Origin of the sequence: Abyssibacter sp. (assembly GCF_964229365.1) — a bacterium.
GTDB lineage: Bacteria > Pseudomonadota > Gammaproteobacteria > Nevskiales > OUC007 > Abyssibacter.
Genome location: NZ_CAXRDQ010000031.1, coordinates 53,185 through 79,993 on the forward strand (window position 1 = coordinate 53,185; position 26,809 = coordinate 79,993).

Consider the following 26,809-nt stretch of genomic DNA (forward strand, 5'->3'; position numbering starts at 1 on the left):
TTTTTGTCCCGGCGCTGCCACTCCCTGGCAGAACCCGACCGGGCCGGACGCTGGTTCAGGGCTGCTTGCTCTCCTCGACAGCCCTGCCTATTAATTCTGCGCTGCATTTAAGCAGACAAAAATTCCCACGGCAACGCAGACTTACTGGGCATCAAGCATCCAAATTGCGCAGGCCTGACGGCCTGTCCGCCCTCGATCACGCCGGTAGGAATAGAAACGGCGCGGGTCTCCGAAGGCGTCCAATCGGGAATCAAATCCCGCCACATCAAGCGTTTTGAGCTGGTGCAAGGCGATGCCCGGCAGATCAGCAAGCCAGCGTTTTCCCGCGATTGGATGAAAAAACCGGGCGGCCTGCCTGTCCTGTTCCACCAAGGGGGCGCGGACCACGGCGTCCACTTCGTAGTGCGCGGATCGAATCGAGGGACCGATCCATGCGATCAGTTGCGCGCCCTTTGGCGCGTGCGCGCAGGCCGCTGCTATCACGCCTCCGGCGAGCCCTCGCCATCCCGCGTGCACCACGGCCACCCAAGGGGTGTCGCGAGCGCAGAGCAAAATCGGCACGCAGTCGGCGGTCATGACGACCAGTGGACGGTTGGGGCGCGTCGAAACTGCGGCGTCTGCCGTGATCTCATGCTCGCTCCGCGGATCGACGGCCACATCGATACCATGCACCTGATTCAGCCAGACCGGGGGCCCCGGCAACCCGGCCCGCTGCGCCCAAAGCGCCCGGTTGCGCTCGACCTGAGCCGGGTCGTCGCCACAGTGCGTGGCCAGATTCAGCGAGTCATAGGGCGTGGAGCTGACCCCACCCTGGCGGGTGCTGGCCGCGGCCCGCACCCAAGCTGGCGCAGGCCAGTCCGGGTGAATCAAAGACACCGGAGAGACGCTACTCCGGCGCACCGAGGGCGGCGATCAATTGCTGGAGGTCTGCCGGCAGGTCGGCCGTCAACTCAATCTGCTCGCCCGTCGTCGGATGCGAGAACCCGAGTTTTCGCGCATGCAAGGCTTGGCGACGAAAGCCGGTCAACGCGGCTTGCAACTCGGGCAACGCGCCGGCGAGGCCGCTCCCCCGCCTGCCATACTGGGGATCACCGACCAGCGGAAAACCCACGGATTGCAGATGCACGCGAATCTGGTGGGTGCGCCCGGTTTCCAGTCGCACGTCGAGCAGGCTGTGATATGCCCAACGCGCGTTCACTCGGTAATGAGTCACGGCTTGTCGGCCATCGCGGCGGATCGCAAAGCGCGTGCGGTCCGTCGGGTGTCGACCCAGCGGGGCTTCGATGGTTGCGCCGGCGATGACCCGCCCCCAGACCAGGGCCTGATAGCTCCGATGCACCTCGCGAGCCTGCATCGCGGACGATAGCGCGTGGTAGCTCGCCGGATTGCGAGCCACCACGAGCAGGCCACTGGTGAGCTTGTCCAGCCGGTGGACCAGCCCCGCCCTTGGCAGACGGTCCAGTGCCGGGTCCAGATGCAACAGCGCATTTTGCAAGGTGCCCCGCGCCTGGCCGGCACCCGGATGCACCACCAGCCCGGCGGGCTTGTTGATCACCAGGCAATCGGAATCCTCAAACACCACGTCCAGCTCGATCGCCTCGGGCGCGGGTTCGACCAAGGCCTCGAACACCGGGTCCACCTCAATACGCTGCCCTGACGTCACCGACGCCCGCTGGTTGGTCGAGATATCAGCGCCCAGCCGAACGCGTCCGTCGCCGATCCATCGCTGGATACGGCTGCGCGACACATCGCCCATCAACTCGGCCAGCGCGCGGTCGAGCCGCATGCCTGACAGAACTTCCGGGACTTCAAAAACTCGAATGTCGGAACTCATCGACACGATCGGTATACTCTTGCGGCCTTTTCTGCGAACACGACCCCGAATGATAGTCACCCGACTACCGGCCCTGCTGCTGGTTGCCGCGAGTTTAGTGCTTGGCGCCTGCGCTAGCGACGATGACAAGCTCGCCCCGGCCAATCCCTTCCGCGATGAAGTCCCCAAGCGGCTGCAACGATTGCAGGCTGACGAGGCCTATCGAATGGCGCGCCGGTCGCTGGACGCATCGGATTTCGATGGCGCAATCGGACAGTACCGGGCGATCCTGCTGCGTTTTCCGTTTTCGGATTACGCCACCCAGGCGCAGCTGGAACTGATCTACGCGAACTACAAGTCGTATTCGCCGGATAGCGCGTTGGCCGATGCCGACCGCTTTCTGCGCGAGCATCCGCGCCACCCGCAGATCGAATACGTCTACTACCTGCGCGGATTAATCCACTACAGCCGCGCAAACGCCCGTGGCGACCTGCTGCCCTGGTCGGAGTCGCACACCTACGATCCGACCTACGCGCGGCGCGCATTCGATGCGCTGGGCCAGTTGATTCAGCGCTACCCGGACAGCAAATACGCAGGCGATGCGCGCCAGCGCATGATCCTGCTGCGCGACCGTCTCGCGCAGCACGACCTGGAAATCGCCAAGTACTATCTCAAGCGAAAGGCCTACGTGGGTGCCAGCCGCCGGGCCGAAGATATCCTCGAGCGCTTCCAGGGCACGTCGGTGATCCCGGAAACGTTAACCGTGCTGGAAACCGCCTACCGGAAGCTCGAACTCACCGAGCTGGCCGACGCTACGGCGTCACTGAGCCGCGCCAATTACGGCGGGCCGGACCAGAGCGTGGCGAAGCCTGCCGCACAAGCTGCGGATGCTGAATCCCCCGAGGCGCTGCGCCTGCCGCCAGTCATCGACCGGCAACCGGCGCCGACGGAGAATCCGGCCGCAGAGGACTCGGAGACGCCAACCACACGTGGAGGCGCGCGCCTGGGTGACGACGCCTAGGGACGCTAGGGACGCCCTGCAAGACTCGCGGCACCGTCAATACGGCGCCACCTAAACGCGCTGGGCGTTAGATGTCCTCGTAGACCGCTGTGATCGGATAACGCCGATCCCGCCCGAACGCGCGTGCCGTGACCTTCGGCCCGGGCGGGGCCTGGCGACGCTTGTACTCGTTGTGACGAATCATCCGAGCCACGCGCCGGACCAGATCTGCATCGAACCCCTGGTCGACGATTTCCGACAGCGTCGCATGCTCCTCGACATAGGCGCGGATGATGGCGTCCAGCGTCTCGTAGGGCGGCAAGCTGTCGGAATCCTGCTGGTCGGGTCTCAATTCCGCCGACGGCGGACGGTCGATGACCACCTGCGGAATGAACGGCGGCTCCCCGGCCGGCACCTGCCGGTTTCGCCAGTTCGCCAAGCGAAACACCAGGGTTTTGTACACATCCTTGAGCGGCGCGAAGCCGCCGGCCATGTCGCCGTACAGGGTGGCGTATCCCGTGGCCAGCTCGCTCTTGTTCCCGGTCGCCAGGACCAGGTACCGGAACTTGTTGGACAAGGCCATCAGCAAGGTGCCGCGCACACGGGACTGGATGTTCTCTTCGGTTACATCTTGTTCGCAACCGGCGAATTCCCTGCCCAGGGCCTGCCCGAACTGTTCGACCATCGGCTCGATGCCGATGTCGGAGAAGCGCACGCCCAGCGCCTCGGCCTGTGCTCGCGCCTCGCGGCGCGACAGCTCTGACGTGTACCGCGACGGCATGGCGACGCACCAGACGCGGTCCGCGCCCAGCGCATCCACCGCCAGGGCCAGCACCAGCGATGAATCGATGCCTCCGGACAAGCCGATCAGCACGCCATCAAACCGGTTGCGATTGACGTAATCCGCAACCGACATGGTCAGCGCGCGCCAGCACAGCTGCTCCATGGATTGGTCAGTTTTTTTCGCCGGCTTGGCATTGGCGACGTGGTCGATTGGCACGTCGGCGAGGAAGACCCCCTCTTCGAACGTCGGCGCCCGCGAGATGATCTGACCGTCGTGACGCGCGACCATGGAATCACCATCGAACACCAGTTCATCCTGCCCGCCCACGCAGTTCACGTAGACAATGGACAGGCCGGTCTCCTTGGCCCGCTCGGCAAGAATCTCGTTGCGTAGCGCGTGCTTGGTCTCGTGGAAGGGCGAGGCGTTGATGTTGACCAGCAAGCTGGCGCCGGCCTTGGCCACATCCGCCGTCGGACCGGGCTCCCAGATGTCTTCGCAAATCGTCAGCCCGACCGTCAGTCCGGCCAGTTCGAACACGCAGGTCTTGTCGCCCTGAGCGAAGTGTCGCTCTTCGTCGAAGACCCCGTAATTGGGTAGCTTTTGCTTGCGATACTTGGCCAGACGCTTGTCGCCCAGATACACATCCGCAGCGTTGAAGATGCCCTTCTCGGTGTACTCGGGGTAGCCGACAATGACGCAGATCCCCGCCACCTCGCGGCGAATCCGCGTCAGGCCATCCTTCACCTTCTGCGGGAGACCCCGCCGCAGCAGCAGATCATCCGGCGGATAGCCCAGGACGGCCAGCTCGGGAAACACGACCAGATCGGCCTGGTGCGTCTCCCGGGCCTCAATGGCCGCCTTGACCATCTTGTCGACGTTGCCGTCGACATCGCCGACCCACAGATTGAGCTGGGCCATGCAGACCCGTAGCGAGCGTGCCATAAGCGCGTTGGGATCGGACTTGGCGCGGCGCGCCTAGCCCAGTGCCTTGGCAATCGCCTCGCCGAGATCCGCCGGCGAACTGACTGTGGTCACACCGGCGGCTTCCAATGCCGCGAACTTGTCCGCAGCGGTGCCCTTGCCGCCGGAAATGATCGCACCGGCGTGCCCCATGCGTTTGCCGGGAGGCGCCGTCACGCCGGCGATATACGCCACGACAGGCTTGGTGACATTCGCCTTGATGTACTCGGCGGCCTCTTCTTCCTTCGATCCACCGATCTCGCCAACCATGATGATGCCTTCGGTCTTCGGATCGTCCTGGAAGCGAGAAATGACGTCGATGAAGCCCATGCCATGGACGGGGTCGCCGCCAATGCCCACACAGGTGGACTGTCCGAGACCGTTGTTCGTGGTCTGGAAAACCGCCTCGTAGGTCAAGGTGCCAGAGCGCGACACAATGCCGATCTTGCCCGGCTTGTGAATATGGCCCGGCATGATGCCGATCTTGCATTCACCCGGCGTGATGACGCCAGGGCAATTCGGGCCGATCAGCACCGAATCGGTTTCGCCCAGCGCCGCCTTGACGCGCACCATGTCCAGCACCGGAATATGTTCGGTGATGCAGACGATCACCTTGATGCCCGCATCAATGGCTTCCAGCACGGCGTCAGCGGCAAACGGCGCCGGCACATAGATCATGCTGGCATCGGCGCCGGTTTCTGCAACGGCTTCCGCCACGGTATTGAACACGGGCCGGTCGAGATGACTTTCACCGCCGCGGCCCGGCGTGACACCACCAACCAGCTGAGTGCCGTAGGCAATGGCCTGTTCCGAATGGAAGGTGCCCTGGCGCCCGGTGAAGCCCTGGACGACGACCTTCGTGTCCTTGTTGATCAAGATACTCATGAGATGTCCTTTGTGGTCCGGGGGCTTACTTGGCGGCCTCGACGACCTTTTTGGCGGCGTCGGTCAGGTCCACAGCGGGAATGATGTCGAAATCGGATTCTTCGAGCAGTTTGCGGCCCTGCTCGACGTTCGTGCCTTCCAGTCGGGCGATAACCGGAATGGTCAGCCCAACCTGCTTGACGGCCTCGATAATCCCTTCGGCGATGAGATCGCAGCGCACGATGCCACCGAAGATATTCACCAGAATGGCCTTTACGTCGGAGCCCGACGTGATCAGCTTGAAGGCCTCGGTCACGCGCTCGGCGGTCGCACCACCACCGACATCCAGGAAGTTTGCCGGCTGACCGCCATGCAACTTGATGATATCCATGGTCGCCATCGCCAGGCCCGCGCCATTGACCATGCAACCGATGTCGCCTTCCAGCGTGACGTAGTTGAGGTCGTGCTTGGCGGCCGCCAACTCCTTCTCATCTTCTTGCGTCGGATCGGCCATCGCGGCGATGTCCTGATTACGATACAGGGCGTTGTCGTCGAAATTCAGCTTGGCATCCAGGGCGGCCAGACTGCCGTCTTCCTTGATGATCAGCGGGTTGATCTCGACCAGGCTGGCATCGCGCTCGTGGAACAGGCGGATAAAGCCATTGACGATCTTGCCGAACTGGCCGATCTGATCCTTGTTAAGCCCCAGGAAGAAGCCCAGACGCCGCGCCTGATAGCCGGAAAAGCCGGCGCCAGGAGGTACGCCCACGGCCAGGATTTTCTCCGGCGTGTTCTCCGCGACTTCCTCGATGTCCATGCCGCCTTCCGGCGAGGCCATGACCACGATGCGGTCGGTGCCGCGATCGACAAGTACCGACAGGTAAAGCTCGGTGACGATGGCCGAGGGTTCCTCGACCAGCACCAGGTTGATCGGCAGGCCTTTGGCGTCGGTCTGCTTGGTGACCAGCCGCTGACCGAGCATGCCGGCTGCGGCTGACTTCACCTCATCCAGCGTGTCGACCAGCTTCACGCCACCGACCTTGCCGCGGCCACCGGTGTGGACCTGCGCTTTGACGACCCAGCGCTCGCCGCCAAGTTTCTTCGCGGCTTCGACAGCCTCGTCGGGGGAACTGGCCACGTGGCCGGTCGGAACGGGGATGCCGTACTCGGCAAACAGGCCCTTGGCCTGATACTCATGCAGGTTCATTGCACACCGGACTCGGGAGTTGGGCTGCGGATTCTCGCCCATCGCCGTGCGGTGCGCAAAACGGCGCCGTATGCTTGGGTCAATCTGCAAGCAATCGGTTTCGTCGAAGTGCCCCGACAACGCGCAACATGAGCGGTCGTTTTCTCGCGCGCGAGATCGCCGATCACCCTACAGCCTCTGACTGGCGCGTCCTGCGGGCCTTGACGGCTTATCGCTGGATTGTCTCCGTCATTGCGCTGGCATTGATTTATCTGGACCTCGCCGGCCAGGCACTCGGCGTGATTCGGTCCGATGTCTTTCTGATCGTTGCCTTGGCCACCGCGCTGCATGCGATGGGCGCCACCGTCACGCTGGAAATGCGGCGGCCGGCTCTGGACGCGCAGACATTATTCCAATCCATCGCCGACATGACGGGTGTCGGCCTCTGGATGTGGGCAACCAACGGCGTCGCCAGCGGCCTTGGCGTGCTGCTGGTTTTCCCGATGATCGCCGCCAGCCTGCTGCTCAACCGCCGCATGGTGCTGCTGGTGGCCGCCGTAACCAGCATCGGCCTGCTGGCGCTGGAGTCGCTACGCACACTTAGCAGTCCGAATGCGCAAGCACTCACCGAAGCCGGCCTGCTCGGGCTGCTGATGTTCGCGATGGGGCTGGTCAGCCATGCCATGGCCGGTCGCGCACGACGCAGCGAGGCGTTGGCGCGCCAGGTCGGCGGAGACCTGGTGAGCCTGTCGCGGCTCAATGAAAGTATCGTCGCTCGCATCCGTGCCGGCGTCGTCGCGGTCACCGGCAACGGCACCGTGCAACTGGTGAATCCCGCGGCGCGCCGCCTGATCGAGCTCGACACTTCGATCCATGGTCAGCCGCTAGATGCCGTAACCCCCGCGCTGGGTGCGGCACTCGCTCGCTGGCGCGCCGACCCCAACATCCACATGGACCCGATCCCACTGCCCGGTGGCCGGGCGCTGTCGGCCCAGTTCGTCCGCCTGGGCTGGGGTGACTATGCGCCCGTGCTGATCATGCTCGAAGACGCCGATGCGCTGGCCCAGCAGGCGCAGCAGATCAAACTCGCGGCCCTGGGCCGCTTGTCGGCCTCCATCGCGCACGAGATCCGCAATCCGCTGGCGGCGATTAGCAACGCCGCTCAGCTTCTGGAGGAATCGCCAGAGCTGTCCGAGGATGACCGCGCGCTGAATGCGATCGTCCGCCGCAACAGTTCGCGCATCGAAAGCATCGTGCGCGATGTGCTGTCGCTATCTCGTCCGGCACCGGGGGCCCCGATTCCTATTCCATTGCATGCCGAGTGCAGCGCCCATTTCGAACAATTTCGCGAGTCTGGCCAGCACGAGCACTGTCAGCTGGACCTGCATCAAATCGACAAATCGGTGCATATCGTCGCCGACCCGGACCACCTGCGCCGGATTCTGACCAACCTGTGGGAAAACAGCTGCGAACATGCGGCATCGCGCCCGGTCCGGCTGCGTATCGCCGCCCGGTCCGATGGCGAGCAAGTGACCATCGAACTTAGCGACAACGGACCCGGCATCCCGACTGACGTCGTGGAGCATGTGTTCGAGCCGTTTTTCACCACCCGTTCCTCCGGCACCGGGCTGGGGCTTTATCTCGCCCGCGAACTGGCTCGCAACAACGGCGGCCACCTAGATCTGGTGTCAGCACGGCCTGGCGCTCGATTCCAGCTTCAGCTGCCGGCAGGAAACTCTGTCCATCATGAGACACTGACGGCATGAACAACCCGCGCGTCCTGGTCGTCGACGACGAAGTCGACATCCGCAAGCTCATCGAAATCACGCTGGCCCGAATGGGTGTGGACACCGACGCCGCAGAGAATGTCGGACAGGCGCGCGAACGGCTGGCCGAACGCCGTTTCGACCTGTGCCTCACGGACATGCGCATGCCTGATGGCACGGGCAAGGACCTGGTCCGTCACATCCAACAAGCCCACCCCGACGTCCCTGTTGCCGTCATCACCGCCTACGGCAATACGGAAGACGCCGTTGAGTGCATGAAACTCGGCGCCTTCGATTTCGTCAGCAAGCCCGTGGACATTCACGTGCTACGCAAGCTGGTCGAATCCGCACTGTCGGTGCAGCCGTCTGCGCTCCCGCCCCAGGCGGATGCGCACGAGACCGCGCTGATCGGCGAGACCGCGAGTATTCGGCAACTGCGCAAGACGATCCTGAAACTGGGCCGTAGCCAGGCGCCCGTGTACATCACCGGCGAATCGGGAACCGGCAAGGAACTCGTGGCGCGTCTCATCCACGAGCAGGGCGCCAGACGCAGCGGACCGTTCGTTCCGGTCAACTGCGGTGCCATCCCGGGCGAACTGATGGAATCAGAACTCTTCGGCCACCTGCGCGGCAGCTTTACCGGCGCCAACGAGACCAAGGAGGGGCTGTTCCAAGCGGCCGACGGTGGCACGCTATTCCTCGATGAGGTGGCGGACCTGCCGCTGCTCATGCAGGTCAAGTTGCTACGCGCGATCCAGGAACGCTCTATTCGCCCCGTCGGCGCCAAACGTGAGGTGCCGGTCGATGTCCGAATTGTCTCGGCCACCCACCACGATCTGGCCACACGGGTGCAGGAAGGCGAATTTCGCCAGGATCTGTTCTATCGCCTCAATGTCATTCAGGTTTCGGTGCCGCCGCTGCGCGACCGCGCAGATGACATCCCGCTTCTCGCCACGCAGCTATTGGCAACGATTGCCGAACGCTACGGCCTGCCCGCCGCGCCGCGGCTGACCACAAATGCTCTGTCGCACCTGTCCACACACGCGTTTCCTGGCAACGTGCGCGAACTGGATAACGTACTAGAGCGCGCAGTCGCCTTGGCCGATGGCGATGTCATCGATGTCGATGACCTGCAGCTCACCCCAGCACCACCGACGATGGCGCCAACATCCACCGACGATGCGGATGGTCTACGCGGCGAGTTGGAGGAACTGGAACGCCAACGGATTCTCGAAGCGCTGCAGGCCACCAGGTTCAACAAGACCAAGGCCGCCGAACGCCTGGGAATGAGTTTTCGTCAGCTGCGCTATCGCACGAAAAAGCTTGGCATTGATTGACGCCAGCGCCCGCTGCGCGTGTGCAAACGAGAAGCTACTATAAAAGCCATAGTAACTTCGGATGCAACCCAAGGCAGTAGGACCGGATGCCATCGGATCAATTCGAATTCGCAGCAGAAGAGACGCCGCTCATCCCGGCGTCGGACGGACATTCTGCGACTTGGAAAGTCCTGCTAGTCGATGACGATCCGGATATTCACAATGTCACCCGCTTGGCCCTGGCGGGGCTGGCGCACGCTGACCGCCCCTTGGAGCTGCACTCGGCCGAGAGCGCCGAGCAGGCCAGTGAGATGCTGCGACAGACGCTGTACGCCGTAGCCTTGATCGATGTGGTCATGGAAAGCGACGAAGCCGGCCTCGACCTCGTGCGCTACATCCGAGAAACCCTGAATGAGGGCCGGACACGCCTGATCATCCGCACCGGCCAAGCGGGGCTGGCGCCGGCCTGGGACACGGTGCGTGATTTCGACATCAACGGCTACGAGGAAAAGTCCTTCCAGACCGCAACCCGGCTGAAAACCGCCGTGCTCACGGCGCTGCGTTCGTTCGAGCAGATCTGCGCATTGGAAAAAGCCCAGCGGCGCATCGCCGCTCATACCGCAGGTCTGCGTGACATCCTCGACGCGCTGTCCGACATGGCGGGAGATAACGACCTGCCCGCCGCCGAACAGCGGATGCTCTCCGAATTATCGAGGCTGGTGACCGGCGGTCAGGCCTCGGTCTTGGTCCAAGGCGGATCAGCGGTCATCGTCGATCACGGGCGCGAGCCCGAACCGCTCAAGGTCATCGCCGCCAGCGGCGCCTTCGACCTCGCGAATCGAGTGGGTATTTCAGCGCTGCCGCCTTCCGCCACCGAGTTGATCACCCGCTGCCTGCGCGATGGTGCCGACAGCAGTCACGCAAATTATTACTGCACCTACTCGGAATCGGCCACGGGCAACCCTCGCGTGTTTCTCGTCCATGCGGATGCCGCGCAACACGAGCTGGACCGTGAACTCGTCCAACTGTTCTGCCGCAACGCCTCGCTGGCCAGGGACGCCATCGCGCTCAATGTCGATTTGGAGCGTAGCCAGGAGGACATCGTGCTATTGATCAGCGAAGCTGTGGAAGCACGGTCAATGGAAACCGGCCATCACGTGCAGCGGGTCGGCGCCTATTCGCAGGTAATCGCCCAGCGGCTTGGGGTATCGGAGGAGGACGCAAAGATTCTCAGGATGGCCTCACCGCTGCACGATCTCGGCAAGATCGCCATCGCCGACGCGATTCTGAAAAAACCTGGCAAGCTGACGGCGGAAGAGCGGACAGAGATGGAAAAACATCCGGAGATCGGCGCCGCGATACTCTCCGGCCAAGATCGCCCGGTGTTGCAAGCGGCCAAGATCATTTCACTGCAGCACCAGGAAAAATGGGACGGTACCGGCTATCCGTATGGACTGGCGGGGGACGACATCCATATCTTCGCGCAAATCACCGCAATCGCAGATGTGTTCGACGCCATCAGCTCGGAACGTTGCTATAAGGCCGCATGGCCGTTAGAGCGCTGCTTCGAGTTTCTGAAGGAGCAGCGTGGGCGGCATTTCGGCCCGGCGGTGGTCGATGCCTTCTTTGACTCGATGGATGACATCATCGCCATACGCGATGCCCTGCAAGACCACTGATTCCCTCACGCCACCACGACCAAGCCTCATCATCGCCATGACAGACGACCGCATCATGCATCTGGAAGCCTTGCTGGCCCACCAGGACGACGCGCTGCGGCAGCTCAGCGACGCGCTCTACGGCCAACAGCGCCAAATCCAGGCATTGGAACGAGAACTTGAGCGGCTGACGCAACGGCTCGAAGCCGCCGAGCACCCCGCCGGGGACCAACCCGGCCATGAGATCCCGCCGCACTACTGAGTCGCTCACCTCAGCCCGGTGGCCACTTCAGAGGACGTCCGGCAATGATGTGCAGATGCAGATGGAACACGCTTTGGCCCGCGTCCGCGCCGTTGTTGACGACGACCCGAAAGGCGTCACCGAACCCTTCGGCTGCGGCGATCTTGGGCGCGATAACCATCAGATGGCCGAGCAGGCCGACATCCTCCTCGCCGGCGTCGGCCAGACGCGGAATCGGCTTACGGGGCACCAACAGAATATGTGTCGGCGCTGCCGGGTTGATATCCCGGAACGCGGCGCATTGCGCATCCTCGTAGACCAGTTCACCAGGAATCTCGCCGGCCAGAATCTTCTCGAACAGGGTGGCTTGCGCCATGGATTCACCGTGTGGTTGAGGCGTCGGCGGAGAGTGCGGCATCGATGGGAAGCCTCGCAAGTGACGCGGCCTTGAGGCTACCGAGGTAGAGGTAGTCGCCGGCCCGCTCGGCCGAGGTCACCGGGCCGTAGGCCGAGTCATCGTGGTCCTGCAGATTCGCCACAATCCGGCCCTCGGTATCCAGACCGAGCACGAAACCGAGATGCGCCGGTTGCGGATGTAGCGATTCCGGCAAGCGGTAGATCATCTTGCGCAAATACGGCTTGTCCGCCGTCGCATCCAGTGCGGCGTCACGTGGGCCATACAGCGCGAGCCAGAACACGCCGCTTTGCTCGTCGTAACTGATGTTGTCGGGAAAGCCCGGCAAATTATCGATGAAGATGTCGCGCTCCCCGGCTTTCGGCCCCTTGAGCCATAGCCGCGATACCCGGTAGGCGCCGGTTTCGTTAATCAGCACGTACTGCTCGTCCGGCCCCAGTGCCACACCATTGGCAAAGTAGAGTCCTTGCAGCAACTCGTCGACCGCCCCATCCGGCGTGTACCGCAACAGCCGCCCGGTTCCGTCGTGTTCTAGAAAGTCGGCGAGCATGTGCTCCATGCCGTACTTCCACGACGCATCAGAAAAGTAGATCGTGCCATCGCGCGCCACATCGAGGTCATCGGCAAAACGAAAGGCCAGACCATTCGCCTGCGCAGCCAAAACCTCGAGCCGACCATCCCTGCTGATACGCAGCAAACCCCGGTAGGCGTCGGCGACGGCCAAAGCGCCATCCGGCAGCAACGCGATGCCCAACGGGCGCCCGCCCGTTTCCGCCAATGTCGTCACCTCGCCAGAGACACCGTCCACACGCACGACACGTCCATCGAGATAGCCCGTGTAAACGTCACCGTTCTCGGAGATGGCGACATCTTCCGGCCCAACACCCGCGCCGACGGCCAACCGCTCGACCGTGCTCAGTCGGCTGTTGAGCGCATAGTCCTGCTCCAAGGGCGGCGCGGGAGGCGCCTGCCACTTCACCGGATCGATTTCGACCGGATAGAACAACAAATAGCCGCCAATGATCGCGACAATCAGGAACAGCCAGGTACCGGCGCGTTTCATCCTTGAATCTCCTCACTCGTGTGCAGGCGTGGCCGTGAATTTCTGCCGATTCGTCGAGGCAACGCAGGGAGATCCTAACGCGGCCGGTCACCTGGCCACAGGTTCGATGGCCAATCCACACCGCGCAGCTTGCCGTTTTCCCGCCACGCCATCGCGGCGAGGTCGAAGGGACGAATCCAGGGAGCTCCGGCCTGCGCGTTCGCCGCACCGATATCCATCATGTCGCGCCAGATTCCGAAAAAGCTGCGCAGCCCCTCCAACAACGGCGTTCCCGGGTGGTAGACATGCGCCGGTTCGGAGCTGGCGCCGTTGACCTCGATCACCTGAAAGCCCTCTCCGCGAACCAGTGCATCAGCGCTTTGCGCTCGCACGTCGAAACGGCCGAAGTGAAAACCTGGGATCGCGTCGGCAAGCGCGCGAACGCGCGCGGTCAACGCCTCGCTATCCAAGGCCTTGGCATCGAGAAACAATGCACCCCGGCAGTGGCTCCCAACATCTGCCATGGGGATGGTTTCATCCGCACCGGGGACGCGATCCAGTGAATCGGAAAAACGTTCGAACAACAGCGGAGAGATCAGGCGGCCTCGCGCATCATCGAGTATCAACGCGCCGAGCGTTCTCCGCCCGTCACCCCGAAGCTTGGGGAACCGCTTTTCGGTGATGGACACCAAGCCCCCCGGCTCGCCCGGCCGGCGGACAAAAAACAACCCGTACTCCTGCCCCGGCGCGTAGGCCTGCACGATGGCCGGCAGGTGCATGCGGTTGAAGTAGTCACGAACCGCGCCCTCACTATGCGCGATCCGCACGCCACGGCCACGCTCGCCCCGGTTGGGCTTGATAACCAGCGGCCAGGGCCTGCCCAGGCGTTGAGCGAAGGCCAGTGCCCGAGCCGTGCGCTCGGCAGGCGCAAGATCAGCCTCGACCAGTTCAAACGGCGCGACAAAATCCGCGGCACGGGCGGCCAACGGCACCAGGGTTTCATCCTTGCCTTCGCCGATGAGGCCGCCGGCATGAGAAATCCCAGGATTCACTGCGGTGAAACGCGTTAGTTGCCCGGTCAGCAAGGTCCGGGCGCTGATGTAGGCGACAACCGGCACGTAGAAGAGCGGCCCCGGCCAGAATTCCCAACGCCGCCATCGCGCCCAGCGAATGGACCAGCGTGTTCGCCAGCCAACACCCTGCATGGTTGGACTCCGAGCTCAGGCGCTGGCGCGTTCGTGGCGCAACGTCGCCGGCGCCTTGCCGAAGCTGTCCGGCAGCTGCGACCCCAGCGCGGTCAGCGTGCTACGTATCAGCGCGAAGTGATGGACGGCATGTCCCTGCACGAACTGCAGTTCACGCGCCAACGACGACTGCGATACCGAGGAAGTCTCCCCGGCATCGGTGGCCAGACGCACGGGAAGCGGCCGATCGCCATCAGCTTCGATGTCACGCAACTCGTCCTGCAACTGAGAGATCACGCGGCGCGCCTTGGCGACCGACAACTCGGTTTCGCGGCAGCGTTCACGGGCGTCGTAGTCAACCTGACCGCAGGTTAGACCCGTGAGCAGGCAACGATAGTGGTCGACGATATGCCGAAGGTGCGGCCCTACCGCGCCATAGTGATGGGCGGACAAGAATCCGAGCAGTGCATCGGCCTCACGCAGGGTGGCGATGTTGTCGTTGATCAAGGCATTGATGGACACGCAATTATTCCTGTTCCCGTTACTCCAGCCCTTTCTTCGCCCAATCCGCCGCAGGTGGATTCGGGCCAGCGACATCGAGTCGCACGAGGCTGAGCGTAAATACCAAGCAAAATCCGATGGTGATGGGCAGACCCGGCGCCAAGGTCAGGAGAATCTCGGGGGTTCCGAGCCACCAATGCACGCCAACGATCAACCCGTAAATCATACCGAGCGCGCCGAACACCGCGCGTGCGCTACGCCACCAAACGGCTCCGGCGCCGGCATAGAGGCGATGCATCAATGTCGTGCCCGTCAGCGTCACCACAAAGCTCATCGCGCCCTGCGCGGCGCCGGAACGAAGCGCGATCTCAACTCCATGCGCTGAATTCGCAAACACACCCCAGCTGCCATAGAACAACGCGCCGAGGCAGGCCCCGGTGAGGCCGTCCATTAAGCGCAATGCCCAGCGGGCCAGCGACTGGCTGGCCGGTTTGGTCCGAACGGCAGTTGAAACGGTCATCGGTGCATCAGACCCGGCTGCGGCGGTGTTGTTCTCAGATGACCGATTCAAGGCAGTGTGTCCTGCCAGGCGAAGCACGGCGGCGCCGCGACGGAAAAATCCGGGTTCAGCAGCGACGGCGTCTGGTTGTAGCGCAGGCGCTGCCCCCCGGCGGCGAGCACCCTGCCACCGGCCTCGGCCACCACGCAGTGACCCGCCGCGGTGTCCCATTCTGAAGTCGGCCCGACGCGGGGATAGAACTCGCCCTCCCCTGCGGCGAGGCGACCGAACTTCAACGCGCTACCGACGCGCACTGCCTCGTGAGCAGGCAAGCCATTCAACAGTGCCGTCAACGCCTCCGTTGCATGCGAGCGCGTGACCAGCACACGCGGCGTCGCGACCTTGGCGGCTGCCAGCAACATGGGCGCGGGAGATCCGCGCCGGGTGGCCATCCAGGCGCCCTGTCCGCGGGCTGCGTAGTAGGTCTCGTCAAGGTCCGGCGCATGCACCACGCCCATGACCGGCTCACCATGCTCGATCAATGCAATGTTGACCGTGAACTCGCCGTTGCGCGCGATGAACTCGCGCGTTCCATCCAGCGGGTCGATCAGCCAGTACCGTGTCCAGGCTTGGCGTTGCGCCCAAGGCACTGCGGCGGCTTCCTCGGACAACCGAGGCACACCGGGCGTGAGCGCGATCAGCTCATCGAGAATGGATTGATGCGCGGCCAGATCCGCCGCGGTGACCGGGGATTCATCCGCCTTGTAGCGCACGGCGACCTCATCGCCGTAGTGCTTCATAATGCATTCACCAGCCCGACGCGCCACCGCAACCAGGGCCTGGAGAGTCACCGGATAGTCAGACATCACATCACTCGCCGCATGGACGCCATTATGCCGACCTCATCGCTGAACTGGGACGAGATCGACACGGTGATGCTGGACATGGACGGCACCATCCTCGATCTCGCTTACGACAACTGGTTCTGGCAGGAACACATCCCGCTGGAAGTCGCGCGATCACGGAACGTGGAACCCGACAGCATCCGTGGCGACCTGGAACGCCAGTTCGAAGCTGCCTTCGGCACCCTGAACTGGTATTGCCTGGAGCATTGGAGCCGCGAACTCGCACTCGATATCGTCGCCCATAAACGGGCTAGCCAGCATCGCGTCACACCGTTGCAAGGCGCAGTCGATGCCATCGAACAGCGCCGCCTGCAGGGGCAAGCCATCTGGCTGGTCACCAACGCCCATCCGCTAACGCTGGAGATCAAGCTGGAGCAGACCGGCATCGCGCCATTGTTCGATCACCTGCTCAGCTCACATGATTTCGATGCACCGAAGGAGCACCCGGACTTCTGGCAGCGATTGGGCGAGCGTGTGCCGCACGACCCAGCCCGCAGCCTGTTCGTCGATGACAGCCTGCGGGTGCGACACGCGGCACGTAGCGCCGGCTACCGCCATGTTTGGGGAATCGCCAAGCCGGATTCACGGCAACCAGCCGCCGCATTGAACGATGGCCCAGCGGCCGAATCGCTTGCCGCAATCCTGTTGAGCTGAACGCGGCGCGTTCAGGAACCGCCGAAATCGGCTAGCCGCCGCTGCGACCGCGACGCCGTCCGCCTCCGCCGCCGCCGCTCCGCCGACGACCGTCGTTGCGCGGCTTGCGCTCACGCGGTTTCGGCCGCACCAGTTCGGTGGCCATGTCATCCGGCCCCGGAATGGTCGTCTCGATCTTGAAGCCAACATAGCGTTCGATATCAGGCAACGAGTAGACGTATTCCTCGCAGCAGAAGCTGATGGCATCGCCTTCCGCGCCTGCGCGCGCCGTCCGGCCGATGCGATGCACGTAGTCCTCGGCATCCTGCGGCAGATCGTAGTTGATCACGTGCGTGACATCCGGAATGTGGAGTCCGCGCGCAGCCACATCCGTGGCGACCAGAATCGCCAGATCACCGCTCTGGAAGCGCTCCAACAGCTTCATGCGCTTGGGCTGAGGCACGTCGCCGGAAATGATCGCGGTAGAGAAACCATTGGCATTGAGCCAGTCGGCAACGCGTTCGCCGACCCGCTTGGTGTTGATGAACACCATGGTTCGGTGAGGGTCGTGCTGGCGTAGCCATCCGATCAGCAACGCGATCTTGTCGTCCTTGGACACATGCACCATGGTCTGGCGCACGCGGTCGGCGGTGACGGTTTCGGCCTCCACCCGCACGAGCTCCGGATCATTCATGTGCTCGTAGGCCAGTTCCAGCACACGGTGCGACAGCGTGGCGGAGAACAGCATGTTCAAGCGCTTCTGCGGTTCTGGCAGCTTGCGCAGCAGATAACGAATGTCCTTGAGGAAACCGAGGTCGAACATCCGGTCGGCCTCATCCAACACCACCGCCTCCGCCCGGTCGAGGGTGTAGGCCTTTTGCTTGAAGTAGTCGATCAGGCGGCCAGGCGTGCCGACCAGAATGTCGACACCGGCCCGCAATTCCTCGCGCTGCGACTCATAACCGGTTCCGCCGAACACGACCATCAGACTTAGATCCACCTGCTTGAGCAGCGTCGCGGCATCCTTTTCGATCTGGATGGCCAACTCGCGTGTCGGGGCCACAATCAAAGCCCGTGGGGCACACGTGAACCCTTCGCGAATGGGCTCCGGCTCGTGGGAGAGCAGACGATTGATCGTGGCCAGCAGGAAGGCGGCCGGCTTGCCGGTGCCCGTCTGGGCCTGTCCGGCGATATCCCGACCGGCGATGAGCTTGGGAAGCGTCTGCGCCTGAATGGGTGTGCAGTGGGTGAACCCGATTTCGGCGAGTGCGGCTTGCAACGGTTGTGCAAGAGGGAGGTCGGAGAACGGGGTCTCCGATAGATGTGCGGCGTCGGCCATGCGCAGGAGGAACCTGAAGAGTGCAAATGAGGGCGAGACAGAAGCGTCACCCGAAACGACTTGCAATGGTAGCAAAAGTGGGCTCCAATACGGTTCATCCCGTGCGCGCCATCACGCCAGCGCACAACGTTATTCAAATTCCCCACAAAACCTTGCGTTGCCGCCCTGCGAGCGCCATGTTCGCGGCGGGACGGATGACACCCTTCCGACGAGGGGTCGTCACTTCCACTTTTCAGGCACTGCTGACCTCCGGTCGCAGTCCCACCCATGTTTGCTAATTTAGGAGTTGTTATGAGCGAGAACATCGCTGTCGTGACAGACGCCAGCTTCGACACAGACGTGAAACAGGCACCCGTGCCCGTGCTTGTGGACTACTGGGCCGAATGGTGCGGACCCTGCAAGATGATCGCGCCGGTCCTCGAAGAAGTTGCCAATGACTACGCTGGCCGGCTGAAGGTCGCCAAGCTCAACGTCGACGAGAACCCAGGCACGCCGCCGAAGTTCGGCATTCGTGGCATTCCCACGTTGATGCTGTTCAAGGACGGCGAAGTGGCCGCCACCAAGGTCGGTGCATTGTCCAAGGCTCAGCTGTCTGATTTTCTTGATCAGCACCTGGCGTAAATCTCACATCGGGGCCGGCGCCGCCGGCCCCGCCATTTCCCGATTGATATTGATCCCTCGCACGGTAGAAACCCGGTGACCAAAGAAGAGACCGCCGTAGACGAAGTCGCAGAACGCCCGGAGAACAACACCGAGGCAGAGCGCAAGCCCCGCAAGAAGGTCAAGCTGGCTGTTGAACCCGCCGGCTCGCCGGATGCCCCCAGCGCCGAAAAGCCGGTCGAAAAGGCCAGCGAACCAAAACCAACGGCCAAAGGCCGGGGTGACAGCGCACCAGGCAACTCGGACGGCGAATCCGATGATGCCGGCAACCAGGACGATGACGGCGACGACGATGGCAACAGCCAGGGTGGTCGAAACCGAAACAATCGCGGGGGGCAGAACAACAACAGTAACAACCAGAGCGGCGGACGCCGCCGCCGTGGTCGTCGCAACCGAGACCAGCAGCCCGAACCGATTCCAGAGTTCGATGGCCCGCCACTGAACATCAGTGAGCTGAAGTCCAAAACCGCTTCCGAGGTGATCGAAGAAGCGGAAGCGATGGGGATCGAGAACGTCTCACGCACGAAGAAGCAGGATGTGATCTTCCAGATCATCCGCACCCGCGCGAAGATGGGTCAGCAGATCTTTGGCGACGGGGTGCTGGAAATCCTGTCCGATGGTTTCGGTTTCCTCCGCGCCCCTGAAGCGTCGTATCAGGCCGGGCCGGATGATATCTACGTTTCGCCCTCCCAGATTCGACGGTTCGGCCTGCGCACCGGTGACAGCATCACCGGCCAAATCCGCACACCCAAGGACAACGAGCGCTACTTCGCGCTGCTCAAGGTCGACACGATCAATGGCGAAACGCCGGAGCAGTCCAAGCGCAAGGTGCCATTCGAAAACCTGACGCCGCTGTTCCCCGAGAAACAGCTGGTCATGGAACTCGGAAACGGCAGCACCGAAGACATCACCGCCCGCATCATCGATATCGTCTCCCCGTTCGGCAGAGGTCAGCGTGGCCTGATCGTGTCACCGCCGAAGGCCGGCAAGACGATGTTGATGCAGAACGTGGCGCAAAGCATCGCCGCCAACTATCCCGACGCCTATCTGATCGTGCTGTTGATCGACGAACGTCCGGAAGAAGTGACCGACATGCAGCGCTCGGTGCGTGGTGAGGTGGTCTCCTCCACCTTCGACGAACCCGCGGTCCGGCACGTCCAGGTGGCCGAGATGGTCATCGAGAAAGCCAAGCGCCTCGTCGAGCACAAGATGGATGTGGTGATCCTGCTGGATTCCATCACCCGCCTGGCCCGCGCCTACAACACCGTAGCCCCCAGCTCCGGCAAGGTGCTCACCGGTGGCGTCGACGCCAACGCCCTGCAGAAGCCCAAGCGTTTCTTCGGCGCCGCTCGCAATGTCGAAGAAGGCGGCTCGCTGACCATCATCGCCACCGCGCTGGTCGAAACCGGCTCGAAGATGGACGACGTGATCTACGAGGAATTCAAGGGCACCGGCAACATGGAAATCCAGATGGAACGCCGCATCGCCGAAAAGCGCGTGTTCCCGGCCATCAACATCAACCGCTCCGGCACGCGTCGCGAAGAGTTGATGATGGATGCCGTCACGCTGCAAAAGGTCTGGGTGCTGCGCAAACTGCTGCACGCCATGGACGAAATCGCGGCCGTAGAACTGCTGATCGACCGAATGAAGCAGACCAAGACCAATGCGGAGTTCTTCGACTCCATGAAGCGGCAGTAACACAGCCGCCAGGTCCTGAAAAGGCCCCAATCGGGGCCTTTTTTGTTGCACCGCAATAGGGCTTCATTTCGTCGCAACAGAGTCTTGAGATGCTGCGGCGGTTCTCGCGCACCTCTCAGCCCTGATAACCGGCTGTATCGAGGTATCCGTCACAAATTGCATACCACGGACCGAAATATGATCATGCGGACCATAACGAGCTGGAACGTCACGGTCTCATGTCCGGTTTCGGCGCGTTTTTCCGTAAGGGGGAAGTAGTCATTCAATTCATCACAGCGACGCCATCACGCGTTGCCAAACCGTATTAGTCACTAACTGGTCCGCTGCTTGCGAGTTCCCACAGGGAACCGCGGAACGACTTGGAGTGACCGAAGGCGCTAGTCGCCATTTCGCTGCTCATGGAAGTGCAGCAATCACTTGTTGCTTTAGCAAGTTTGAAGAGACATTGGAAAGGCTCATGTCAATGAACATCAGAAACGCAACGCCCGCTGACGCCCCCACCATCGCCGAGATGGTTGATCTGGCCGGCGAGGGCATTCCCCGGTACTTGTGGCGTACGCGTGCCCGCCCCGGCGAAAGTGTTGTCGAGGCAGGGTTACGGCATACCTCCGCCATCGAGGGTGAATTCAGCTTCACACATGGGCGCGTCCACACGCACAACGGACAAGTCGTGGGTGTTTGCCAAGCATTTGATCTGGATAGCGTTCGAGATCGGGATGAGATCAACAATTGCTGCGGCGTGATCCGCGGCTTGGTCGAGCTTGAAGCAATGGCAACCGGCACCTGGTATGTCAACGCCCTGGCCACGGCCAAAAACGTACGCCGGCGTGGGGTTGCCCGCGCGCTGCTAGCGGATTCGGTCCGACGAGCCGAAGCATTGGGGTTGCGTCAGGTCAGCCTGATTGTCTCGTCCGACAACCGCCCCGCCAAAGCGATGTACGACAGTCTTGGGTTCCGCTTTGAAGCACAGCGCGTCGCCGAGCGCTTCCCGGAACAAGGCCATGGCGGCGAATGGATTCTGATGCTCGCAAACACTAGCGAGTTAGTAGACGTGTTGCCGGCGCAGTTCGCCCCATCACTGCCCGCTAGCGAGACGCCCGTACTGGCAGCAGCACAAGCGAAGCGTCGTGCGGCCGTGGGGCGAGAAGCTTTGGCCGTCGGAACCTAGCGCCCAACAGACCTCGCCGGGGGGCGCCTCTCCCCGAGTGATCCATCCCTGATCAGAACCCGAGGTCCTGCATCAGCCGTTTCGCCAGCGTTCGATGCTGTGAAGCGATCACGGGCTGCATGACCTCCAACTGCGCTTCGGACAGTTGCAGCACGCGCAACCAATCGGCGTCTTCGCGGACCGCGCCCTCGAACCCGAGCGCGTGGCCCAACTCATCGGCTGACGCGTCGAACATCGTGATCTGCAATGCGGAAAAGTTGACGCTGCGCAGACCGGATGGCGCCGAGTACTGGTAAACCCCGAAACCGGTCACGCTTTCTCCGGTGCCGAAGAACACATCACCCACTTCGCCCGCGGTCGCGATGACCAGTACATCAGCGCTCATACGAGAGGCCAGGCGACTCAAACGGTCTTGCTGTGACTCGGTCTGGGCTGCATTGAGGCGTTGGTAGGAGTCAATGAATCGGAGCTCCTGGCGCAGTCCGAGGCTGTTCTGAACCCGCACCTCGGAAAATCCGCGCGCCCGCAGAATCGCCGCCACTTCGTTGGCCACGATGTCGTGAAGCCCCCACCGATCCACCCGCATGGTGTCGCGGCCCAAGGCGGCCTCCTGCACGCCACGGCTTTGCAGATAAAGAATGGCGTCCACGGCACCGATGACGACTACCCGTTGCCCCGTTCCGGCCTCCGACAGCGATTTGTACGGAGTGGACGCACAGGCGCTCAAAAGCAGCGCGACAGCGGATACCAGTAGGAGACGGCGTGTCATTTTCGGGTCCAATCCCGCATCCGTGCGGAAGGGCAAGTGATCCGCATATCCTGCCCGATGCCACAGCGCCTGGGTAGCGCCGGCTTGCGCGGGCTAGTGAACGACGTCCATATCCAGCGCGCGCTCGATGGAGTCGGTGGGATGCGTGACGAGGTCCTTATTGATCGACCGGGTGACGCAACGTGATGTGGGTGTATCCATGCGCTCACGCAGGCGGCCGAGGAAACGGGGCGCCGAGACCAGCACCAGATCGTCTACACCCTGCCGCGTGCGGGCGTCCCGCAGCCAATCGGCCAGCTCGGCCGCGAAGCGATCGGCCTCGTGCTCATGCGCCTGACGACTGCCGTCCGTCTGATCCTCACCATGGCCGGCACTGGCATGCGTCGCGCCACGGCCACCGGTCACGAGTTCGCGATTCTTCATGCGAGACTCATCGTGCTGCAGCACCTCGACCGGCTCCAGCGGAAGACGGTTCGCGCGAAAGCGAAAAATCTTGGCCTGCGCGGCATCTGCCACGACAACCAGTCGGTGCTGAAAATCTTCGTGCATGCGGCGACTCCTTGCTCAAGTGAATCACCGGGTCGCTCGCGGGTACGCCAACGAACCCGGCCGTTCAGCATAGCGCGAAGCCTCGGTCGGATGACAAGTCAGTCATCCACCGCCGAACCCCGCAACGGACGAACGACGCCCTCGGATACCAGTTGCGCGCGCAGCCGCTCAACACGATCGCGGTTGACCTGGAAGTCGTAGTAGCCCAAGCGGGCCGTTGAGCGCAGGTCGATCAACCCCTGCTCAGGTCGGAAGACCAGTTCGACGTCGTCGGTATACACGCCCCAGGGGCTGACGACTTCTGCCCGCACATAGCGATCTTCGCGTTCCACGACCGCCGTCCGGTCCATCGCTTCCAAGGCCACGACCGCCTCGCTCCAAGCGAGCTCGGGCGACCCTACCAACACCAGCGGCGGCACCGAGTGGCGACTCACCGTGGCCTGTGAACTGACACAACGCGGCGCAGGCGGACAGGGCGCGAGCGCGTCGTCGCCCGCGAGCCCCACGCGATGCTCAGCCAGGGCCGCGCAGCCGGACAACCCACTGACCATCAGCACCAGAAAACCCCCAGCCACGTATTGCCTGCGTCGCGACATCGCGGACTTGCATCCAACCATCGGTGACTCCTTGTCAGTGTTGGAACGCCAACGCGGCGGGATGCCACGAAAACGTCAACTTCGCTGGCTAGCGTGTGCGGTTAGTCCAACGATAAGGGAGAGTTCGAAGTGGGCGTACAAAATGGATTTAAGTTTGTCGCGGTCGCAGCGCTTTGCGCCGGCATGGCCGCCTGTGAGGGTGACAATGGAGCAGCGGGGCCAGTCGGTCCGGCCGGGCCGACTGGTGGGCAGGGGCCAACAGGTCCCGCAGGCCCTGCCGGCCCGCAAGGACCAGCAGGACCTGGCGGTGACAGCGCTGCCGATTCTTCCATCACTCTGAACAAGATCGGAACGTTCCGAAACCCCGCGGCCGGGTTCGACGAGGCCGCCGCTGAGATCGTCGCTTTCGATGCTCCGACGGCCCAGTTGTACGTCGTCAACGCGCAGTCGGAGACCGTCGATATTGTCGACCTGTCGTCGCCGGCGAATCCGGTGCTGAGTTCGACATTGGATGTGTCGGCAGATGTGGCGGCCGCGCGTACGGACGTGGCGAGCGCAGATGCGCTGGGGCCGGCCAATAGCGTGTCCATCAACGCCGGGATCGTGGCCGTAGCCATTGAGGCGAACCCGAAGACGGACCTCGGTTACGTCGCGTTCTACCAGGCCTCTGACGGCAGCTTCCTGTCCGCCGTCCAGGTCGGTTCCCTCCCCGACATGGTGACCTTCTCGCCCAACGGAAATTTCGTCATCACCGCCAACGAAGGCGAGCCTAACGACGACTACACCGTTGATCCGGACGGCACGATCAGCGTCATCGACGTGAGCGGCGGCGTCGCCACCGTGCTGGACGCCGATGTCGCCACGCTGGACTTCTCGGGCTTTGCGGCCAGCGATCTGCGTGACATGGGTGTTCGCCTGTCCATGCCCTTCGGCGCCACGGTGGCGCAGGACATGGAACCCGAGTACATCGCCGTGTCGGCAGACTCCGCGACGGCCTGGGCCTCGCTGCAGGAAAACAGCGCGTTCGCCGAGATCGATCTCGCCACGGCGACGATCACCTCGGTCTGGGGCACGGGCACGAAAGACTTCAGCCTGCCCGGCAATGAGCTGGACGCCAGCAACAGCGATGACACCATCTACATCGCCAACTGGCCGGTGCAGGGCCTGCTGATGCCCGACACCATTGCCAGCTTCAGCCACGCCGGCAAAACCTATCTGCTAAGTGCCAACGAAGGCGACGGCCGCGAGTACATCAGCGAAGTGCCGGATGCCGCCAGTTGTACGCGGGGCCTGGCCGATTTCGACGATGGCGAGTGCCTGGTCTATCTGGACGAGATCCGCATCCGCGACATCGTTGATCCGGATGAAATCGGTGCAGAGATTGATTCTCCCGCCGTGGACCGCTACCCGAGCTCCGAGACGGATGGCGACGGTGACACGATTGCTGACCTGTTCGAGAACGCCAATCTCGGCCGCCTCAAGGTCATCGCCACCGAAGGTCTGGATGACCCCAGCTGCCTCAATGCCGGCGGCCAGCCTACCGCCGCCTGCGAGTACAACGCCCTGATCGCCTACGGTGGCCGCTCGTTCTCGATTTTCGACGCCGCGACACAGTCACGCGTATACGACAGCGGCAGCGACTTCGAAGTCATCACCGCACAGCGCCTCGGCTACGACGGCGGCTTTAACGCTAGCAACGACGACAACGAAGGCGACGACCGCAGCGACGACAAGGGGCCGGAACCGGAAGCCCTGACCGTAGGCACGCTGGAAGGCCGCACCTACGCCTTCATCGGCCTGGAGCGCGTTGGCGGCATCATGGTCTACGACATCTCCTCGCCGGAGAGCCCACGCTTCGTGCAGTACATCAACCCGCGTGACTTTTCCGAAGATCCCGAGAATCCCGACGACAGCTACAACCCGGCTGCCGGCGACCTCGGTCCCGAGGGCATGGTCTTCGTACCGGCGGCAGACAGCCCGAACGGCGAACCGCTACTGCTGGTTGGGAACGAAATCTCCGGCACGACGGCGATCTATCAGATCACCGTGTCGGAATTTGCACAGTAGATCGAAGTAGATCCAGGCGAGCTCGGCAAGAGTTTGCCTGCGAAGACCCGGCAGGGGCGCGTCAGCGCCCCTGTCATTTTTCGACCGGTGTTTCCTGCCCGGCAGGAAATTCGGCGGTCGGCTCTGCCGGAAGCTCCGGCAGCTGCATGCGCTTGGCGCGCTTCTTCCACATCTCGCGCGCTAATACCTGCATGTCCTGTGACTCGTCGCGCTCGTCGACGATCTCCAGGCCCAGCAATGTTTCGATCACGTCCTCGCTGGTAACAATGCCTGCCGTGCCACCAAACGCGTCCACCACCAGTGCGATGTGCTCGCGCTCGGTCAGAAACCGATCGAACAGGCTGGGAATCGGGTAGTCCTCCGGGATCACCGGCATCGACCGCTTGAAGCTGCCCAGCCGGCGTTCCGATTCGCCCGCCAGCAACGCCTCCAGAATGTCGTCCTTGAGCACATACCCGGTCATCTGGTCCGTGGAGCCATCGACGTAGCAGGGGATACGGGAAAACCGCAACGAATCCACGGAGGCGTGAAAGCCTTCCACGGTCATTTCCTCCGCCGCGGCGACAATCACCACCCGCGGCGTCATGACATCGCGGGCGGTGATATCACGGAATCGCAGCAGGTTCTTGATGATGCTGGACTCGGAGGCCAGCAAGGCCCCCTGCTCCTGAACGATATCGGTCATCGCCAGAAAATCGCTGCGCGAAAACACGCTCGTGTGCTCATCGCTCTTGAGCCGGCGCGTGATGATCTGACTAAGCCAGACCAACGGCGTCATGACGCCGCCGACAAACTGCAGCGAGCGCACGGTGAACGGCGCCAGCCGCCGCCAATGCGTCGCCCCGATGGTCTTGGGGATGATCTCGGAGAGCACCAGAATACCCAGCGTCATCCCACCCGGCACGATCAGCACGGTAATCAGCGGGCTGGCATCGGCCCAGAGCTTGGCCGCCTGATTGCCCACACCGATGGCACCGGCGGTGTGGGCAATGGTGTTGAGCGTGAGTATGGCCGCCAGCGGCTTGTCGATATTGTCTTTGAAGACCCTCAGCTGCCGGCCAATCGCAGTGCCCTTGTCTTCCTGCACGCGGCTATAAGCCGGCGTGACGCTGAGTAGCACGGCCTCCCACAGCGAACACAGAAACGAGAACACGATGGACACCAGAAAGAACAGAATCAGCAGGGACATCATGTAG

General features: G+C 62.9%; 26 protein-coding genes. 10 read left to right on the forward strand and 16 right to left on the reverse strand.

All coding sequences use genetic code 11. The annotated features are described in order from the left end of the window. Positions 1–141: 141 nt before the first annotated feature. Positions 142–876 carry a peptidoglycan editing factor PgeF gene (gene pgeF, locus ACE1EY_RS04660; protein ID WP_291513931.1) on the reverse strand — a complete coding sequence of 245 codons (735 nt, stop codon included), beginning with the start codon at positions 874–876 and terminating at the stop codon, positions 142–144. 10 nt (positions 877–886) lie between these two features. Further along, the gene (locus tag ACE1EY_RS04665; RefSeq protein ID WP_291513930.1) at positions 887–1,834 is read right to left on the reverse strand and encodes an RluA family pseudouridine synthase; all 948 of its coding nucleotides are present in this window, start codon (positions 1,832–1,834) and stop codon (positions 887–889) included. Between the two features lie 49 nt (positions 1,835–1,883). On the opposite strand from ACE1EY_RS04665, the gene ACE1EY_RS04670 reads away from it, so the two are divergent. Further along, positions 1,884–2,834 (forward strand): outer membrane protein assembly factor BamD, encoded by a 951-nt coding sequence (locus ACE1EY_RS04670; RefSeq protein ID WP_291513929.1) that lies wholly within the window; start codon positions 1,884–1,886, stop codon positions 2,832–2,834. Between the two features lie 67 nt (positions 2,835–2,901). Here the strand turns inward: ACE1EY_RS04670 and ACE1EY_RS04675 are convergent, their stop codons facing one another. Genes ACE1EY_RS04675 through sucC form a run of 3 tightly spaced genes read right to left on the reverse strand, consistent with a single transcriptional unit; the run spans position 2,902 to position 6,628 of the window. After that, positions 2,902–4,539: an NAD+ synthase gene (locus ACE1EY_RS04675; protein WP_291513928.1), complete on the reverse strand. Its 1,638-nt coding sequence runs from the start codon at positions 4,537–4,539 to the stop codon at positions 2,902–2,904. A 33-nt stretch (positions 4,540–4,572) separates the two neighbouring features. Then, entirely contained in the window at positions 4,573–5,442 is an 870-nt protein-coding gene (gene sucD, locus ACE1EY_RS04680; protein ID WP_291513927.1) for a succinate--CoA ligase subunit alpha, read from the reverse strand. A 25-nt stretch (positions 5,443–5,467) separates the two neighbouring features. Beyond that, the gene (sucC, locus tag ACE1EY_RS04685; protein ID WP_291513926.1) at positions 5,468–6,628 is read right to left on the reverse strand and encodes an ADP-forming succinate--CoA ligase subunit beta; all 1,161 of its coding nucleotides are present in this window, start codon (positions 6,626–6,628) and stop codon (positions 5,468–5,470) included. 128 nt (positions 6,629–6,756) lie between these two features. On the opposite strand from sucC, the gene ACE1EY_RS04690 reads away from it, so the two are divergent. The 4 genes from ACE1EY_RS04690 (at position 6,757) to ACE1EY_RS04705 (ending at position 11,609) form a co-directional block, all read left to right on the forward strand. After that, positions 6,757–8,373 carry an ATP-binding protein gene (locus ACE1EY_RS04690; RefSeq protein ID WP_291513925.1) on the forward strand — a complete coding sequence of 539 codons (1,617 nt, stop codon included), beginning with the start codon at positions 6,757–6,759 and terminating at the stop codon, positions 8,371–8,373. Beyond that, positions 8,370–9,710: a sigma-54 dependent transcriptional regulator gene (locus ACE1EY_RS04695; protein WP_291513924.1), complete on the forward strand. Its 1,341-nt coding sequence runs from the start codon at positions 8,370–8,372 to the stop codon at positions 9,708–9,710. Before ACE1EY_RS04690 ends, ACE1EY_RS04695 begins: the two co-directional genes overlap by 4 nt. 86 nt (positions 9,711–9,796) lie before the next feature. After that, a complete protein-coding gene (locus ACE1EY_RS04700) occupies positions 9,797–11,368 on the forward strand; it encodes an HD domain-containing phosphohydrolase (RefSeq protein WP_370299589.1) in 1,572 nt (523 codons plus the stop codon). A 37-nt stretch (positions 11,369–11,405) separates the two neighbouring features. Then, positions 11,406–11,609: a SlyX family protein gene (locus ACE1EY_RS04705; RefSeq protein WP_291513922.1), complete on the forward strand. Its 204-nt coding sequence runs from the start codon at positions 11,406–11,408 to the stop codon at positions 11,607–11,609. Between the two features lie 10 nt (positions 11,610–11,619). Here ACE1EY_RS04705 and ACE1EY_RS04710 read toward each other — a convergent pair whose 3' ends face one another. The 6 genes from ACE1EY_RS04710 to cysQ all read right to left on the reverse strand — a co-directional run bounded on the left by ACE1EY_RS04710 (position 11,620) and on the right by cysQ (position 16,095). Then, positions 11,620–11,964, reverse strand: a complete 345-nt coding sequence (locus tag ACE1EY_RS04710; RefSeq protein ID WP_291513921.1) for a histidine triad nucleotide-binding protein — start codon at positions 11,962–11,964, stop codon at positions 11,620–11,622. Between the two features lie 4 nt (positions 11,965–11,968). Beyond that, entirely contained in the window at positions 11,969–13,066 is a 1,098-nt protein-coding gene (locus ACE1EY_RS04715) for an SMP-30/gluconolactonase/LRE family protein (protein WP_370299590.1), read from the reverse strand. Between the two features lie 74 nt (positions 13,067–13,140). Next, positions 13,141–14,250, reverse strand: coding sequence for a hypothetical protein (locus ACE1EY_RS04720; RefSeq protein ID WP_291513919.1), 1,110 nt, complete (start codon positions 14,248–14,250; stop codon positions 13,141–13,143). Between the two features lie 15 nt (positions 14,251–14,265). After that, positions 14,266–14,751 (reverse strand): hypothetical protein, encoded by a 486-nt coding sequence (locus ACE1EY_RS04725; protein ID WP_370299591.1) that lies wholly within the window; start codon positions 14,749–14,751, stop codon positions 14,266–14,268. A gap of 19 nt (positions 14,752–14,770) precedes the next feature. Then, on the reverse strand, positions 14,771–15,250 hold the full coding sequence (locus tag ACE1EY_RS04730) for a hypothetical protein (protein WP_370299592.1): 480 nt from the start codon (positions 15,248–15,250) through the stop codon (positions 14,771–14,773). 47 nt (positions 15,251–15,297) lie between these two features. Further along, complete coding sequence (cysQ, locus tag ACE1EY_RS04735) at positions 15,298–16,095, reverse strand: 3'(2'),5'-bisphosphate nucleotidase CysQ (RefSeq protein ID WP_291513916.1); 798 nt, start codon at positions 16,093–16,095, stop codon at positions 15,298–15,300. A 15-nt stretch (positions 16,096–16,110) separates the two neighbouring features. Here cysQ and yrfG point away from each other — a divergent pair, with 15 nt between their 5' ends. After that, complete coding sequence (gene yrfG / locus ACE1EY_RS04740; protein WP_291513915.1) at positions 16,111–16,788, forward strand: GMP/IMP nucleotidase; 678 nt, start codon at positions 16,111–16,113, stop codon at positions 16,786–16,788. A gap of 31 nt (positions 16,789–16,819) precedes the next feature. Here the strand turns inward: yrfG and ACE1EY_RS04745 are convergent, their stop codons facing one another. Then, positions 16,820–18,106, reverse strand: coding sequence for a DEAD/DEAH box helicase (locus tag ACE1EY_RS04745; protein WP_370299593.1), 1,287 nt, complete (start codon positions 18,104–18,106; stop codon positions 16,820–16,822). Positions 18,107–18,397: 291 nt separating this feature from the next. On the opposite strand from ACE1EY_RS04745, the gene trxA reads away from it, so the two are divergent. The 3 genes from trxA to ACE1EY_RS04760 all read left to right on the forward strand — a co-directional run bounded on the left by trxA (position 18,398) and on the right by ACE1EY_RS04760 (position 21,632). Continuing rightward, entirely contained in the window at positions 18,398–18,727 is a 330-nt protein-coding gene (gene trxA, locus ACE1EY_RS04750) for a thioredoxin TrxA (RefSeq protein WP_291513913.1), read from the forward strand. Positions 18,728–19,204: 477 nt separating this feature from the next. Next, complete coding sequence (gene rho, locus ACE1EY_RS04755) at positions 19,205–20,464, forward strand: transcription termination factor Rho (RefSeq protein ID WP_291513953.1); 1,260 nt, start codon at positions 19,205–19,207, stop codon at positions 20,462–20,464. 364 nt (positions 20,465–20,828) lie between these two features. Next, positions 20,829–21,632 carry an N-acetyltransferase gene (locus ACE1EY_RS04760; protein ID WP_291513912.1) on the forward strand — a complete coding sequence of 268 codons (804 nt, stop codon included), beginning with the start codon at positions 20,829–20,831 and terminating at the stop codon, positions 21,630–21,632. Positions 21,633–21,684: 52 nt separating this feature from the next. Here the strand turns inward: ACE1EY_RS04760 and ACE1EY_RS04765 are convergent, their stop codons facing one another. The 3 genes from ACE1EY_RS04765 to ACE1EY_RS04775 form a co-directional block, all read right to left on the reverse strand. After that, positions 21,685–22,401 carry a hypothetical protein gene (locus ACE1EY_RS04765; protein WP_370299594.1) on the reverse strand — a complete coding sequence of 239 codons (717 nt, stop codon included), beginning with the start codon at positions 22,399–22,401 and terminating at the stop codon, positions 21,685–21,687. Between the two features lie 93 nt (positions 22,402–22,494). Beyond that, a complete protein-coding gene (locus ACE1EY_RS04770) occupies positions 22,495–22,950 on the reverse strand; it encodes a host attachment protein (RefSeq protein ID WP_291513910.1) in 456 nt (151 codons plus the stop codon). A 98-nt stretch (positions 22,951–23,048) separates the two neighbouring features. Then, positions 23,049–23,567, reverse strand: a complete 519-nt coding sequence (locus ACE1EY_RS04775; RefSeq protein ID WP_291513909.1) for a DUF1499 domain-containing protein — start codon at positions 23,565–23,567, stop codon at positions 23,049–23,051. Positions 23,568–23,675: 108 nt separating this feature from the next. Between ACE1EY_RS04775 and ACE1EY_RS04780 the strand changes: the two genes are divergently transcribed. After that, a complete protein-coding gene (locus ACE1EY_RS04780; RefSeq protein WP_291513908.1) occupies positions 23,676–25,613 on the forward strand; it encodes a choice-of-anchor I family protein in 1,938 nt (645 codons plus the stop codon). Between the two features lie 73 nt (positions 25,614–25,686). On the opposite strand, the gene ACE1EY_RS04785 is transcribed toward ACE1EY_RS04780, so the two are convergent. Then, entirely contained in the window at positions 25,687–26,805 is a 1,119-nt protein-coding gene (locus ACE1EY_RS04785) for a hemolysin family protein (RefSeq protein ID WP_291513907.1), read from the reverse strand. Between the last annotated feature and the right edge of the window lie 4 nt (positions 26,806–26,809).

Coding starts and splice junctions, on each gene's coding strand:
- ACE1EY_RS04665 (WP_291513930.1), bottom strand. CDS start 1,834: ATGAGTTCCGACATTCGAGTTTTTGAAGTCCCGGAAGTTCTGTCAGGC.
- ACE1EY_RS04670 (WP_291513929.1), top strand. CDS start 1,884: ATGATAGTCACCCGACTACCGGCCCTGCTGCTGGTTGCCGCGAGTTTA.
- ACE1EY_RS04675 (WP_291513928.1), bottom strand. CDS start 4,539: ATGGCACGCTCGCTACGGGTCTGCATGGCCCAGCTCAATCTGTGGGTC.
- sucD (WP_291513927.1), bottom strand. CDS start 5,442: ATGAGTATCTTGATCAACAAGGACACGAAGGTCGTCGTCCAGGGCTTC.
- sucC (WP_291513926.1), bottom strand. CDS start 6,628: ATGAACCTGCATGAGTATCAGGCCAAGGGCCTGTTTGCCGAGTACGGC.
- ACE1EY_RS04690 (WP_291513925.1), top strand. CDS start 6,757: ATGAGCGGTCGTTTTCTCGCGCGCGAGATCGCCGATCACCCTACAGCC.
- ACE1EY_RS04695 (WP_291513924.1), top strand. CDS start 8,370: ATGAACAACCCGCGCGTCCTGGTCGTCGACGACGAAGTCGACATCCGC.
- ACE1EY_RS04700 (WP_370299589.1), top strand. CDS start 9,797: ATGCCATCGGATCAATTCGAATTCGCAGCAGAAGAGACGCCGCTCATC.
- ACE1EY_RS04705 (WP_291513922.1), top strand. CDS start 11,406: ATGACAGACGACCGCATCATGCATCTGGAAGCCTTGCTGGCCCACCAG.
- ACE1EY_RS04710 (WP_291513921.1), bottom strand. CDS start 11,964: ATGGCGCAAGCCACCCTGTTCGAGAAGATTCTGGCCGGCGAGATTCCT.
- ACE1EY_RS04715 (WP_370299590.1), bottom strand. CDS start 13,066: ATGAAACGCGCCGGTACCTGGCTGTTCCTGATTGTCGCGATCATTGGC.
- ACE1EY_RS04720 (WP_291513919.1), bottom strand. CDS start 14,250: ATGCAGGGTGTTGGCTGGCGAACACGCTGGTCCATTCGCTGGGCGCGA.
- ACE1EY_RS04730 (WP_370299592.1), bottom strand. CDS start 15,250: ATGACCGTTTCAACTGCCGTTCGGACCAAACCGGCCAGCCAGTCGCTG.
- cysQ (WP_291513916.1), bottom strand. CDS start 16,095: ATGTCTGACTATCCGGTGACTCTCCAGGCCCTGGTTGCGGTGGCGCGT.
- yrfG (WP_291513915.1), top strand. CDS start 16,111: ATGGACGCCATTATGCCGACCTCATCGCTGAACTGGGACGAGATCGAC.
- ACE1EY_RS04745 (WP_370299593.1), bottom strand. CDS start 18,106: ATGGCCGACGCCGCACATCTATCGGAGACCCCGTTCTCCGACCTCCCT.
- trxA (WP_291513913.1), top strand. CDS start 18,398: ATGAGCGAGAACATCGCTGTCGTGACAGACGCCAGCTTCGACACAGAC.
- ACE1EY_RS04765 (WP_370299594.1), bottom strand. CDS start 22,401: ATGACACGCCGTCTCCTACTGGTATCCGCTGTCGCGCTGCTTTTGAGC.
- ACE1EY_RS04770 (WP_291513910.1), bottom strand. CDS start 22,950: ATGCACGAAGATTTTCAGCACCGACTGGTTGTCGTGGCAGATGCCGCG.
- ACE1EY_RS04775 (WP_291513909.1), bottom strand. CDS start 23,567: ATGGTTGGATGCAAGTCCGCGATGTCGCGACGCAGGCAATACGTGGCT.
- ACE1EY_RS04785 (WP_291513907.1), bottom strand. CDS start 26,805: ATGATGTCCCTGCTGATTCTGTTCTTTCTGGTGTCCATCGTGTTCTCG.